This is a genomic window from Clostridium sardiniense (assembly GCF_019753795.1).
In the GTDB taxonomy this organism is placed as follows: Bacteria; Bacillota; Clostridia; order Clostridiales; family Clostridiaceae; genus Clostridium; species Clostridium sardiniense.
On sequence record NZ_JAIKTU010000001.1, the window covers coordinates 222,707 to 238,222 of the forward strand.

5 protein-coding genes and 3 riboswitches are annotated in these 15,516 nt (G+C 28.6%); of the genes, 4 read left to right on the forward strand and 1 reads right to left on the reverse strand.

Annotated elements, in window-relative coordinates; all coding sequences use genetic code 11:
- The first annotated feature begins 262 nt into the window (after positions 1 to 262).
- Both K5V21_RS00910 and K5V21_RS00915 read left to right on the forward strand, forming a co-directional pair.
- On the forward strand, positions 263 to 1,765 hold the full coding sequence (locus tag K5V21_RS00910) for a catalase (RefSeq protein WP_221858366.1): 1,503 nt from the start codon (positions 263 to 265) through the stop codon (positions 1,763 to 1,765).
- Between the two features lie 563 nt (positions 1,766 to 2,328).
- Positions 2,329 to 2,412, forward strand: a riboswitch (cyclic di-GMP riboswitch).
- A 133-nt stretch (positions 2,413 to 2,545) separates the two neighbouring features.
- Positions 2,546 to 2,629: riboswitch (cyclic di-GMP riboswitch) on the forward strand.
- Positions 2,630 to 2,764: 135 nt separating this feature from the next.
- Positions 2,765 to 2,848: riboswitch (cyclic di-GMP riboswitch) on the forward strand.
- Between the two features lie 200 nt (positions 2,849 to 3,048).
- A complete protein-coding gene (locus K5V21_RS00915) occupies positions 3,049 to 10,539 on the forward strand; it encodes a SpaA isopeptide-forming pilin-related protein (protein ID WP_221858367.1) in 7,491 nt (2,496 codons plus the stop codon).
- Positions 10,540 to 10,643: 104 nt separating this feature from the next.
- Here the strand turns inward: K5V21_RS00915 and K5V21_RS00920 are convergent, their stop codons facing one another.
- Positions 10,644 to 10,994: an SdpI family protein gene (locus K5V21_RS00920; RefSeq protein ID WP_221858368.1), complete on the reverse strand. Its 351-nt coding sequence runs from the start codon at positions 10,992 to 10,994 to the stop codon at positions 10,644 to 10,646.
- A gap of 741 nt (positions 10,995 to 11,735) precedes the next feature.
- On the opposite strand from K5V21_RS00920, the gene K5V21_RS00925 reads away from it, so the two are divergent.
- Together K5V21_RS00925 and K5V21_RS00930 are read left to right on the forward strand one after the other, a co-directional pair.
- Complete coding sequence (locus K5V21_RS00925) at positions 11,736 to 14,999, forward strand: MMPL family transporter (RefSeq protein ID WP_221858369.1); 3,264 nt, start codon at positions 11,736 to 11,738, stop codon at positions 14,997 to 14,999.
- A 118-nt stretch (positions 15,000 to 15,117) separates the two neighbouring features.
- Complete coding sequence (locus K5V21_RS00930; RefSeq protein ID WP_221858371.1) at positions 15,118 to 15,492, forward strand: hypothetical protein; 375 nt, start codon at positions 15,118 to 15,120, stop codon at positions 15,490 to 15,492.
- Positions 15,493 to 15,516: the final 24 nt, after the last annotated feature.

Below are 15,516 nucleotides of genomic sequence, written 5' to 3' on the forward strand. Positions count from 1 at the left end.
ATTATTGGTGAATTTGTGAAGTTGTATTCAAAATTGATATTATTTTATAAACGTAGTGGTAATGCGGAGTGAGACGTATTATTGTGAAGCTTTATTCTTTGAAATATTAATTATTATTGAAATACTGATTCTTATATTGATTTTAGAAAGTTGCGGGAGTATACTATTAACAAATAATAATTATTAATTAATATTAAAGGTTTGAGATTTATTAGCTAATGAATTTGTAGTATTGAATTTATACAGATGAGGAGATAAGGTTATGGATGAAAAAAATATACTTTCTACTGCTGCTGGCGCTCCAGTGGGAAATGATAATCAATCACTTTCAACAGATGAAGGATATGTTGGTATACAAGATAGCGAGTTAATTGAAAAACTTGCTCATTTCACAAGAGAAAGAATTCCAGAAAGAGTTGTTCATGCAAAGGCTGCTGGAGCACATGGATATTTTGAGGTTACAAATGATGTATCAAAATATACAAAAGCTAAATTCTTATCAGAAGTAGGTAAGAAAACAGAAGTACTTGCAAGAATATCAACAGTTGGTGGTGAATCAGGTACAGCTGACACTGCAAGAGATCCAAGAGGGTTTGCTTTAAAATTTTATACTGAAGACGGGAATTATGATATGGTTGGAAACAATACACCTGTTTTCTTCATTAGAGATGCTATAAAGTTCCCAGATTTCGTACACACTCAAAAGAGAAATCCACAAACTCATTTAAAAGATGCAAATATGTACTGGGATTTCTTATCACTTACTCCAGAATCAATACATCAGGTAGTTTATATGTTTACAGATAGTGGGACACCAAAAGATATAAGACATATAAATGGATTTTCAAGTCATGCATACATGTGGTATAACGAAAAGAACGAGTATGTATGGGTTAAATATACATTTAAAACTGACCAAGGAAGAGAAAATCTTACTGTTGAAGAAGCAGAAGAATTAGCTAGTAAAAACCCTGATAGCACTATATCAGATCTTTTTGAGAATATAGAGAAAGGAAATTTCCCAAGCTGGACTGTATATGTTCAAATAATGACACCAGAACAAGCTGAAAAATATGAGTTTGACCCATTTGATGTTACAAAGGTTTGGTATCATAAGGATTTCCCACTAATTCCATTTGGGAAATTAGTTCTAAATAGAAATCCAGAAAATTATTTTGAAGAAATTGAACAAGCAGCCTTTTCTCCAAGTAATTTTGTTCCAGGAATAGCAGCTTCACCAGATAAGTTGTTACAAGGTAGATTATTTGCATATAAGGATGCCCAAAGATACAGACTTGGTACTAATCATGATCAATTACCAGTCAATGCTCCAAAATCTAATGTTAATACAAAACAAAGAGATGGACAAATGAATTTAAATAATGGTGGATCAAGACCAAACTATTTCCCAAATTCATTTGAAGATATATCCACAGATGAGAAATATAATCCACCAGCAGTAGATGTAAGTGGTATATTAGCAAAGCATAAACTAGATGTAGAAGATATAGATTTTGTTCAACCAGGAGAATTCTATAGAAGAGTTCTTAAACCACAAGAAAAAATTAACTTAGTTCATAATATTGTATTACATCTTGGTAAAGCTGTTGAAAACATTCAATATAGGCAAGTAGCTTTATTCTATAAAGTTGATGTTGAACTTGGAACTAAAGTAGCAGAACAATTAAAATTAGATGTTAATAGAGTGAAAGATCTTGCAGAAATGTCTCAAGAAGATAGGGTGAAAGCAACTTTAAATTATTAATAAAAAAGTCAGTTTAAGTTTTAGCTGATTTAAGCCTGTAGATAGAAGGACTTTTTCTTTTAGGAAAAAGTCCTTTTAATATTTTATATAATTAATTTTAAAGTATATCAGTATAATATTTGATTTATATTACCAAAGTTTATTTTGATTGTAAGACATAAGAAAGGTTACTTTGTTGGTATGAAGTAGATGGTTTGGATATTTAGTTCTATAATTAATAGATAATTAATTAATATAAATTATCAACTAATATTAAATAAATTTTAACGAAAATAAAATTCAAAATATAAATGGTGGATTATTATGGAAGAAATTTGAATAAATTATTAATAACTGATTTTATGTATTGAGGTCAAATTTGTATAGTGTTAGAATTGGTTTTAACAAAATGAGTAGATTTCATTATGTTAATAAAATCTATAAACTGAAGAATTATACTCTGTATATTTACATTTTATATATAGAGTTTGTATTGTAACTGACTAATTTATTTAAATTAATACTTAGAAATATAAATTAGTCTTTTTTTATGCAGAAATGAACTAAATAATAAAAATTGAATAACCATATTTAGGAACTGTGAGATACATTCTGTATTTGGGCACTTGGAATGTATGGAGTTGGTAGTGCAACCGACTAATTTATTTTTTAATTACTGTTATAGAAATTTTTATACCAATTATTTTTTAATATTGGGATAGAGCTTTTTATACAAATTAAATATAAGTTAGTCTTTTTTTATACAAAAATTAACTAATTATATAATAAAAAATTGAATAACACATATTTAGGAACTGTGAAATACATTCTGTATTTGGGCACTTGGAATGTATGGAGTTGGTAGTGCAACCGACTAATTTATTTTTTAATTACTGTTATAAAACTTTTTATGCCAATTATTTTTTTAATACTAGCATAGAACTTTTTATACAAATTAAATATAAGTTAGTCTTTTTTTATGCATAAATGAGCTAATTATATAATGAAAAAATTGAATAACACATATTTAGGAACTATGAAATACATTCTGTATTTGGGCACTTGGAATGTATGGAGTTAGTAGTGCAACCGACTAATTTATTTTTTAATTACTGCTATAGAACTTTCTATACAAATTAAATATAAATTAGTCTTTTTTTATGCAAATAGAATGAAATGAACAACAGGAATTTGTTAAACTAAAAAATTTTAGAAAGGACTGATAATGAAAGGATTATTTAAGAATAAGTGAAGGAGAAATTATCTTATGGGAATTTTAAGAAAATTTAAAAAGGAGGGATTATATGAGTCATAAGAGAAAAGAGTTTTTTGCATTTCTTGCTATAGTAGTGGTAGTTAATATGATTACTAGTATGTTTTTACCTACTGCATCAGTTTTGGCAGCAACAACTTCAAAAGGTAACTCTAATATAGAAGTTAAGATAACTAGTGATAAAAAGACTGTAGAATCAGGCAATCAGATTACATTTAATCTAGAATATAAAGTTGTTGGTGGACAGGGTTCTATAAAAGAGGGGGATGTTTTAGAGTTTAAACTACCTGATGAATTTAGTAATATAAAACCTAAATATCCACCAGAACATTTTAAAGATGTAGAGGTACATGGAACTACTGTAAGAGCTATATTTAGTAAAGGAGTAGAAACAGCTATTGCTGGATATATGTCAATAGTAGCAACTGCAAAAAATGTAAATAATAATACTCCAGCTAGAGTTGAAGTAAATGTAAATGGTACAACACAATACTTAGATGTAGAAGTAACACCTAAACCAGAAGATCCAAATACAGATCCAAATCCAAATCCGAATCCAGCAGATAGGCAGTTATTAAAGAGTGTTGAAAATGCTATTGGTTGGGAAGGAAATAAAATGTTAGCTAATATAGCAAAACCAGTGGTTGGAAAAAGTACAAAGTATACTATATATATAAATGAAAAATATGCACCAATGCATAATGTATCCTTAGATGATACTATGCCAGAAGGTACAGAGCTTTTAAAGGATTCTATAAAAATTTATGAAATACCATATGGTGGATCAGCAAAAGATGTAACTAAGGATATGATAAATAAGATGAATATAAGTTCTAATAGATTATATTTATACTTAGATTACACAGATAAACAATACAGAATAGAGTATTCTGCAAAGTATAATACTGAGTATCCTCAATATATAAATACAGCTAAGCTTTCACAATATGGAAAAGATACTATAAATAGTTCAACAATAGTTAAACCTATAGTTGATGATAGGATGATTAGTAAAAGCTATAGAAGTGAAAATGAAATTAAAGATAAGGATGGAAGGTCCACATTTGTTGTAAGTAAGATAGGAGACAGTGTAGATTATACAGTTGATGTAAATCCTAATAATGCTAGTATAAAAAATGCAATATTTGAAGATAACTTCCCAAAAGGAATGCAGCTTGTTGATGGCAGCGTACAGGTTGGAGAAAAAGATATAAGTGGAAACTTTAAATGGATAACAGATAGTATTAAAGGTAATATAAGTACAACCAATAACAAAATGACTATAAATCTTGGAGACACAAACAAGCACTATTATATATACTACAAACTTAAAGTAACTGATAGATATAAAGAATATAACAATAATGCAAAAATATCTTATGATGGAACATCACAGGAAGTAAATTCAGAAATTAATTATGAGATGAATGCAGGTGCAATAAATGCACAAAAATTAGTTGATAAAACAGAGATTAAAAAGGGTGACGATCAGATAGTTACTTATACAATAAACTTTGATTGTTATGGATATTTTAATCAAAATTATTTAAGTTTAGTTGATAATTTAGATAGTAGATTAAAGATTGTAGGAGTTGAGGTACCAAAGGAATTTACAGCAAAAGTAGCAGATGGAAACAAAGTTACTGTAGTAAATGATAAAGGTTCAATAGACTATGGACAAAAGCTTCAAGTAAAGATAAAAGCTGATTTTAGTAATATACCAGATGGAACAACGATAAGAAATGTAGCTAAAATAGATAAAGCTACAACAAATGAAGTTACTACTAAAAAAGGATATGTTTTTGAAGTTAGGAAGATTGATAGTTATACAAAAGAAGCTTTAAAAGGAGCAAAATTTGAACTTTTAGATAGCAATAAAAATTTAATTGATACTGTAACAAGTGACTCAGAGGGAAATATAAAGCATAACGTTGATGCTCCAGGAGATTATTATCTTAAAGAAGTAGAAGCTCCAAAGGGATATGTTTTAGATACTTCAGAAAAGAAATTTACTATAAAAGATAGTGATATAGGAACAGTTGTTAATATAGGAAATTTAGAAAATAACATAAAGACTGGATCAGTAAATCTTACTAAAGAAGATAGTGAGACAGCTCAAAAGTTAGAAGGAGCAGAATTTAAGTTATATTCTAAGGATGATAAAGAAATAGGAACATATACAACAAATAAAGATGGCTCAATAGAAGTAAAAGACTTAAGACCAGGGAGTTATTATTTTCTTGAAACAAAAGCACCAGAAGGTTATGACATAGATAACTCAAAGCATGAGTTTACAATTGCTTTAGGGGGAACAGAGACTCCTATAAACTTAGTGGTAAAAAATAACATTAAAAAAGGCGAGGCTGTACTAATTAAAGAGGATGCAGATACTGGAGAAAAACTTCAAGGTGCTGTATACGGACTTTATGATTCATCAGATAAGCTTATAGAACAAATAACAACTGATGAAAATGGTAAAGCTATGGTAAGTAGTAAGCTAAGACCAGGAACCTATTACTTTAAAGAAATAACAGCACCAAAGGGATACAACCTAAGTGATGAGAAAATACCTGTTGAGATAAGAACAGGAGGAATTGCAAATCCAGAGAAAGTAATTGCAAAAGATTCAATAATGCTAGGATCTGTAAAACTTATAAAGGTTGATAGCAAAACAGGTGGAAAACTTAAAGGTGCAGTATATGGAATATATGATGCAGATAATAACTTAGTAGATAAGGTTACAACAGGTGATAATGGAGAAGTAACAACTACTGATTTAAGACCAGGAAAGTATTATTTTAAAGAGATAACAGCACCAGTTGGCTATGAAGTTAATGAAGCTAAATATCCATTTGAAATAATTTTGGGACAAACATCACAGATTCAAGAAATAACAGCTAGTGATAACATAATATTAGGTTCAGTAAATCTTATTAAAGAGGATAGTGAAACATCTCAGAAGTTAGGTGGAGCAGAGTTTGATTTATATAAGGTAAATAATGATTCTACTAATGGATTAGTTAGATTAATAAAATCACTATTTAAATCAAATGATGAGAAGATAGGAACATATACTACAGATGAAAATGGACAAATATCAGTAAAAGATTTAAGACCAGGAAACTATTATTTTGTTGAAACAAAAGCACCAGAAGGATATGAATTAGATAATTCAAAGCATGAATTTGAGGTGGTTTTAGGTAAAGCAGAAAATGCTATACAACTAGTAGCTAAAAATAATATTAAAAAAGGTGAAGCTATCTTAGTTAAGGAAGATAGTAAAACAGGAGAAAAGCTACAAGGTGCTATATATGGGCTTTACGACTCATCAGATAAACTTATAGAACAGATAACAACTGATGAAAATGGTCAAGCTATAGTAGGCACTAAGTTAAGACCAGGAAACTATTACTTTAAGGAAATAAAAGCACCAAATGGATATAACATAAGTGATGAGAAAATATCTGTTGAGATAAAAATAGGTGGGATTACAGATCCAAAAAGTGCAATTGCAAAAGATTCAGTTATTTTAGGTTCAGCAAAACTTATAAAAGTAGATAGCAAAACTGGTGGAAAACTTAAAGGTGCAGTATATGGAATATATGATGCAGACAATAATTTAGTAGATAAAGTTACAACAGGAGATAATGGGGAAGTAACAGCTACTGATTTAAGACCAGGAAAGTATTACTTTAGAGAAATTACAGCTCCATTTGGATATGAGTTAAATCAAACTAAGTATCCATTTGAGATAATTTTAGGAGAGACATCAAAGGCTCCAGAGATAACAGCTAATGATGATGTAATATTAGGTTCAGCAAAACTTATAAAGACTGATAGTAAAACAGGAGAAAAACTTCAAGGTGCAGTATATGGAGTATATAATTCAGATAATGAGTTAGTGGAGAAAGTTACAACAGGAGATAATGGGGAAACAACAGCCACTAATTTAAGACCAGGTAAGTATTACTTTAAAGAAATACAAGCACCACTTGGATATGCTTTAAGCAAAACACAATATCCATTTGAGATAATTTTAGGAGAAACATCAAAGGTTCCAGAAATAACAGCTAATGATGACATGATTTTAGGCTCAGTAAATCTTATTAAAGAGGATAGTGAAACATCTCAGAAATTAGAAGGAGCAGAATTTAAATTATATTCTCAAGACAATACAGAGCTAGGAACATATACTACAGATAAAAATGGATCAATAGAAGTAAAAGACTTAAGAGCAGGAACTTATTACTTTGTAGAAACAAAAGCACCAGAAGGATACGCTTTAGATAGATCAAAGTATGAGTTTAAAATAGTTTTAGGTAAAACTGATACTCCAATACAATTAACAGTAAAAAATAATATTAAAAAAGGTGAAGCTATCTTAGTTAAAGAAGATAGTAAAACAGGGGAAAAACTTCAAGGTGCTATATATGGAATATATGATTCATCAGATACTCTTATAGAAAAGGTAACAACTGATGAAGATGGTAAGGCTGTAGTAAGTAGTAAGTTAAGACCAGGTAGTTATTACTTTAAAGAAATAACAGCACCTAAGGGGTATAACATAAGTGATGAGAAAATACCTGTTGAGATAAAAATAGGAGGAATTGCAGATCCAGAAATAACAGTTGCAAGAGATTCAGTTATTTTAGGATCAGCAAAACTTATAAAGGTTGATAGCAAAACTGGTGGAAAACTTAAAGGTGCAGTATATGGAATATATGATGCAGACAATAATTTAGTAGATAAGGTTACAACAGGAGATAATGGAGAGGTAACAGCTACTGATTTAAGACCAGGAAAATATTATTTCAGAGAAATAACAGCTCCATTTGGATATGAATTAAATCAAGCTAAATATCCATTTGAGATAATTTTAGGTGAAACATCAAAGGTTCCAGAAGTAACAGCTAATGATGATATACTTTTAGGCTCAGTAAATCTTATTAAAGAAGATAGTGAAACAGCTCAAAGACTAGAAGGAGCAGAGTTTGATCTATATAAAGTAAATGATAAATCAACTAATAGTAATTCAATAATAAGGGCAATATCAGACTTCATTACTCCAGATAGTAGTAAGATAGGAACTTATACTACAGATGAAAATGGAGCAATATCAGTAAAGGACTTAAGACCAGGAAACTATTATTTTGTGGAGACAAAGTCACCAATAGGATATGAGTTAGATAGTTCAAAGCATGAATTTAAAGTAACATTAGGTGAAACTAATACTCCAATACAATTAACAGTAAATAATAACATCAAAAAAGGTGAAGCTATATTAGTTAAGGAAGATAGTAAAACAGGAGAAAAGCTTCAAGGTGCTATATATGGGCTTTACGACTCATCAGATAAACTTATAGAACAGGTAACAACTGATGAAAATGGGCAAGCTATAGTAAGCACTAAGTTAAGACCAGGCAACTATTACTTTAAGGAAATACAAGCACCAAATGGATATAACATAAGTGATGAAAAAATACCTGTTGAGATAAAAGCAGGAGGAGTTTCAGAGAGAGAAAGTGTAATTGCAAAAGATTCAGTTATTTTAGGGTCAGCAAAACTTATAAAGGTTGATAGCAAAACAGGTGGAAAACTTAAGGGTGCAGTATATGGAATATATGATGCAGATAATAATTTAGTAGATAAGGTTACAACAGGAGATAATGGAGAAGTAACAGCTACCGATTTAAGACCAGGTAAATATTATTTTAAAGAGATAACAGCTCCATTTGGATATGAATTAAGTAAAACTAAGTATCCGTTTGAGATAATCTTAGGAGAAACATCAAAGGTTCCAGAAGTAACTGCTAGTAATGATGTGATATTAGGTTCAGCAAAGCTTATAAAGGTGGATAGTGAGACAGGTGAACAATTAGAAGGCGCAGTATATGGAATATATGATACAGATAATAATTTAGTAGATAAAGTTACAACAAAAAATAATGGAGAAGTAACAGCTACTAATTTAAGGCCAGGCAAATATTACTTTAAGGAAATAAAAGCACCAATTGGATATGCATTAAGTCAAACTAAATATCCATTTGAAATAATTTTGGGAGAAACATCAAAGGTTCCAGAAGTAACAGTTAAAAATGATATACTTTTAGGGTCAGTAAATCTTACTAAAGAGGATAGTGAAACGAGCAAGAGATTAGAAGGTGCAGAATTTAAACTGTATTCAAAAGATAATAAGAATCTTGGAACATATACTACAGATAAGAATGGTTCATTAGAAGTAAAGAATTTAAGACCAGGAACTTACTATTTTATTGAAACAAAAGCACCAAATGGATATGTGCTAGATAGTTCGAAACATGAATTTAAAATAGTATTAGGAAAAACAGAAGAGGCAACTAAGTTAGTTATAAAAAATGATATAGAAAAAGGAGAAGCTATCTTAGTTAAAGAAGATTCAGATAATGGAGAAAGACTTAAAGGTGCTATATATGGACTATATGATTCATCAGATAATCTTATAGAGAAGGTTACAACAAATGAGAATGGTAAAGCTATAGTAAGTACTAAATTAAGACCAGGAAAGTATTACTTTAAGGAAATACAAGCGCCTAATGGATACAATATAAGTAATGAAAAAATATCAGTTGAAATAAATACTGGTGGAGCAGTAAATCCAGAGGTAGCAATTGCAAAAGATAATGTTATATTAGGATCAGCAAAACTTATAAAGATTGATAGCAAAACTGGTGGAAAACTTAAAGGTGCAGTATATGGAATATATGATGAAGACAATAACTTAGTAGAGAAGGTTACAACAGGAGATAATGGAGAAGTAACAGCTACTGATTTAAGACCAGGAAAGTATTATTTTAGAGAAATTACAGCTCCATTTGGATATGAATTAAGCCAAACTAAATATCCATTTGAGATAATTTTAGGTGAAACATCAAAGGTTCCAGAAATAACTGCTAATGATGATATACTTTTAGGATCAGTAAATCTTATTAAAGAAGATAGTGAAACATCTCAGAAGTTAGGTGGAGCGGAGTTTGATTTATATAAAGTAAATGATAAATCAACTAATAGTAATTCAATAATAAGAGCAATATCAGATTTAATTACTCCAGATAGTAGCAAGATAGGAACATATACTACAGATGAAAATGGATCAATATCAGTAAAAGACTTAAGGCCAGGAGATTATTATTTTGTAGAAACAAAGGCACCAGTAGGATATGAGTTAGATAATTCAAAGCATGAATTTAAAATAACTTTAGGTAAAACTGAAAGTCCTATGGAATTAGTAGTTAAGAATACTAAGATAAAAGAAGATAAGCCTAAGGAAGAAGATCCTAAAGAAAATGATGATCCAAAGGATAACAATAATAAACCAAACACAAATGATAAGATAGATAAACCAAAGGATAAAGAAACTATTGATAATAGTAAAAAAGATATTATTCCGAAGACTGGCTATGAGATGAAATATTTATATGCATTTATTATAATAGCAGTAGGTATAATGTTATTGATTTTAGCAAAAAAAAGAAATAGGAAATAAATTAAAAAAACACAACTAAGTTTTAGTTGTGTTTTTTTTGTTAGTCTATGTCTTTATTTAATGTTTAAATCTTTATAAAAATTAGGAGGATTAATGATACCCTTCTAATTTTTATTTATATTACAACTTTTTCTACTGCCGTCTTTATTAAAAACCTTTTTCAAGTGTACTTCATCAAGAATAATCATAGTAATAAAACCTATTAAAATTATTATATTTTCATAAACAATACTAATATCTTCAAATAAGTGACTTAAAAGAAATCCTAAAGCTAGATAAATAAAACTCAATATAATAAGAGCATTTGCTGAATATTTTTGTGCCTCATTCCATGTATCTTGATTTTTCATTGATGATGGAGTTCTATAACCATATATACCATTCATCTTTTGTGGTGGAAAAGCCTTAAATATAAAACCAATGATTATACATACTATTCCTATAGTACCTATCATATTTACCTCCTAAATTCATTAATAATGAAATGATTTTAACTATATAATATAAGTTCACCTATATTCTCTATAATTTCCATATATATTATTATTGTAATACTAATAATTATGGAAAGGAAGTAGTTATTATGGTATCTAAGAAGTTTCATATTGTGTTAATATTATTTATGATAATTTTTACGTTGGTTAAGGATTGTGCATCTCTAAAATATTTTGTCTTAAGTATTATAATGCTTTCATTTATAATAATAGGTTTAGGAGTAACTTGTTACAGGGATAAAAGTGAGTAGAATATATATAACAATATATAATTATTATGAAATATAGAGAAATAATTTTTTTTGTTAACTAAATCTTTAAAATTATCATGAACATTAATGTATGAATATGAACTATATAAAGAGACTTTATTGAAGTAATGATATAAAATATAGAAAATTTAATAACAAGTAGATAAATGTCAGATAATATATATTTGATAAATTGTAAAAAGTATTAAGAAAATATTCTAAAAATAATAAAGATATAAACTATTGTTAAGAAGAACTAGTAAAAATAGTTCTTCTATTTTTGACTTTTTTTTGGCAGTTGATATACTGATTATGTATTTGAATGTAATTTCAAATAAGTAATAATTTAAATACATAATAAGCTCTGGATTATTAAAAGTATATAATTCGTTTTAATTAAAAGCACGATGAAGAGAGATTAAATAAAAATTTAAAAAGGAGAGAGTGATTTATGGAGCAGAAGGGCGAACATAATGGAAAGAAAAAGATATTAAAATGCATTCCGTTGGTTATTTGGATAGTAGCAATAATATTTTTAATATTAACTTCTCCATCACTTACAAAACTAGTTAGTGAAAAGGGAGGAGTACAGCTACCAAATGGTTATTCTTCAAAAGTAGCAGAACAATTAGCTAAAGATCACGGGCTAAATTCTAATGATTCTTGTATAGCAGTTTTCCATTCAGATAGTGAACTTACAAGCGCAAATAAAGAAAATATAAAACAGACTGTAAATAATTTAAAAAATGATGAAAGTAATCTCCATATATCAAATGTATTAGATAGCTTTAATAATCCACAGTTAAAATCTCAAATGGTATCAAAGGATAATAAAACAATAATTGTATTATTTACATTAAATTCAACTCCAGAAAATATTAAAGATATAAGAGCTGCACTTGAATCTAAGATAAAGACACAAGGCGTTCAGACTTATCTTACAGGAAGTAAATTAATACAAGCTGATGTAAATATAGCAGCACAGAAAGGTCTTCAAAAGACAGAGGGTATAACAATAGTATTTATACTAGTTGTACTTATAATAGTATTTAGATCAATAATTGCACCATTTATTCCATTAATGACAATTGGAATAAGTTATCTTGTGGCTCAAGATTTTGTAGCTATATTAGCTCATAGGTTTAATTTTCCACTTTCAAATTATACGCAGATATTTATGATTTGTATAATGTTTGGTATAGGTACAGACTACTCAATTCTATTATTAAGTAGATTTAAAGCGGAATTATCAAATGGAAAAGATAGATTCGAAGCTATAAAAACAACCTATAAAACAGCAGGTAAGACAGTATTATTTAGTGCAACACCAGTATTTGTAGTATTTGCTTCACTTAATTTTATTTCTTTTAATCTTTATAGAAGTGCAGTAGCTGTTGCAATTGGTATAGTATTTTTAGTACTAGCTTTATTTACAATAGTTCCAGCATTTATGGCTTTACTTGGTAAGAATGTATTCTGGCCTTCTAAAAAGAATACTGGAGAAAAAGAAAATAAATTATGGGGAAAGCTTGGCTTATTTGCTTTTAAAAAACCAGTACAAACACTTATTATGGTTGCTGTTGTAACTATTCCATTCATTATATTAAACAACTGGGACGAATCCTTTAATAATGTAAATGAAATAGGAAATCAGTATTCTTCAAAACAAGGTTTTAATATTTTAACTGATAGTTTTGGTGAAGGAAAGGCTTCTACAACATCAATTTATATTGAAAATGATGTTAATATGAAAACGCCAGAGTATATTGCATTAATAGAAAAGATATCAGAGGATATTAAAAATTCTAATAGCAATATAACTTCAGTTTTAAGTGTTACAAGACCAGAAGGCACAAGATTAGATCAGATTTATGTAAATGATCAAGCAAGTCAAGTTAATAAGGGAGTAGATAAAGCTACAAATGGAATAAATACGGTTAAGGATGGATTAAGTAGTGCAAGTGATAAATTAAATGATTCAAAACCTCAGCTTTCTACTGCACAAAAGGACGTTACAAAACTTCAAAATGGTACATCTAAGACAAAAGATGGGGTAGAGCAACTACAACAGGCATTAAATGAATTAACTAATAGTATAAACTTAGAAACAACTGGTACAAATAAATTAAAATCAGGAATTGCAGATGCAAAGAGTAAATTAGAAGAATTAAAAACAGGACAAAATGAAATACAAAATGGCTATGTAGAAGTAGCGAAAAATCTAAATGAAGTATCAAGTAAATTAAATGGATTTACTCAAAAAATTAATTCAGGTGCAAATGCAATAGATACTTCAGAACTTCAAAAAATATTTAATTCTCTTAACTCTAACTTAACAGAATATATAAATAAACATCCTGAAGTTATGGGAGATAATAACTTTAAAGCTGTAGTTAATTATATAGAGCAATTAGCTAAAGAAACAGGTGGTTTACAAAAGCAAATAGAAAATCAAGTAGCTAGTAAAATAAAGGGTGCCATTGGTCAATTAAATGATTTAAATAATGGAATTAAGCTTTTAGCTACTTCAATGAACGAGTTAAATTCAAAATCTGCTGAAGTAAGTAAAGGACTAGGTGAATTTAACAGTGGTATTAGTCAATTAGAGACAGGGTTAGATGCCTTAGATAATGGACTAGATAAAACAGATAGCGGAAGCAAAAAAATATTAGGTAAAGTACCTGAAATATCAAGTGCATTAACTGAAATTAAATCAGGACAAGCTCAAATAAAGAATGGATTTAAAGAGTTTTCAAATCAAGTTGATGAATTATCTTCTGGATTATCATCAGGTGCAAATGGTTTAGAAGAAATTCAAAATGGACTTAAATATGCTAATGGTTTCATTAATGATTGGGCAAATCTTTCATACAATGATTCAGGAATATCTGTTCCAGTACAAATATTTAATAATAGTGAATTCCAAAAAGCATTAAATCAATATATTAGCCCAGATGGAAAGCTAACAGAAATAAATGTATCATTTAATGAGAATCCATATTCTAATGAAGCTATATCAGAGATACCAAAGCTTAAAGACACTGTAGAGAATAGTGTTAAGGGAACTAAGCTTGAAAATGCTAATGTTGGTATTGGTGGTATAGTTAGTACAAGCTATGAAACTAAATTAATGGCAAATACAGATTATAAGAAAGCAGTAGCATTTGTTATTATTGGTGTATCAATTGTATTAGTTTGTATATTAAGATCATTAGTTATGCCAATTTACTTAATGGCATCTCTAATATTAACTTACTTTACTTCATTAAGTATAGTAGAGATTATTGTAGAAAAGATAATGGGGTATCCAGGAATATCATGGATAACATCCTTCTTTGGATTTGTAGTTTTAATGGCACTTGGAATAGATTATTCTATATTTATAATGACAAGATTTAATCAATATGAAGGTATGCCAATTAAAGAGCGTATGATTAAGACAATGAAGGTAATGGGAGGAGTTATAATTTCTGCTGTAATTATATTAAGTGGAACATTTGCAGCATTACTTCCATCAGGAGTTCTATCTCTTGTTGAAATATCATTAGTTGTACTTACAGGAATACTTCTTTATGCAATAGTTATTCTTCCATTATTTATACCAGCTATGGTTAGAATATTTAGAGAAGCAAGTTGGTGGCCATTTATGGGAAAAAAGATTGAAGATAAAACAGAAAATAAAATAGAAACTGTAGATGATAGTAAAGAAGAATAATATAAATAAAAAGGAGTAGAAATACTCCTTTTTATTTATATACATTTTATGGTAGTTTAATCATAATTATAATAAGATATTATATAAGATATCTTATTAAAAAAGGGGGTAATTTATTGTGGATAAAATTCAAGTTAAATCCTTAATTAAATGTGCAATTTGGGGAATAGTATGGTCTGCTATATTATTTGGTGCTGCAATTGTAATATCTAAATATACAGAGCATGTATTTAAAGATGTTCTGTTTATTGAAGGTATTCTCTTTGTAATTATTGGTATTTTTTCATGTGTTGGAGGAGATCCTATGGGGGTATCACTTCAAGGACTTGGGCAAAATAATGCTCAATATATAGGAAGTACTAATCTTGAAATATCTAAGATAGAGAAAGATAGAGGAAGAAATAGCTTTAAGACAACAATAAGTGCAAGTATAAGCATGATGTCACTAATTATTGGTGGAATACTATGTATTATAATTAATTTTATAATCTAGAGAAATTTTAAAGGATGAGAAGTA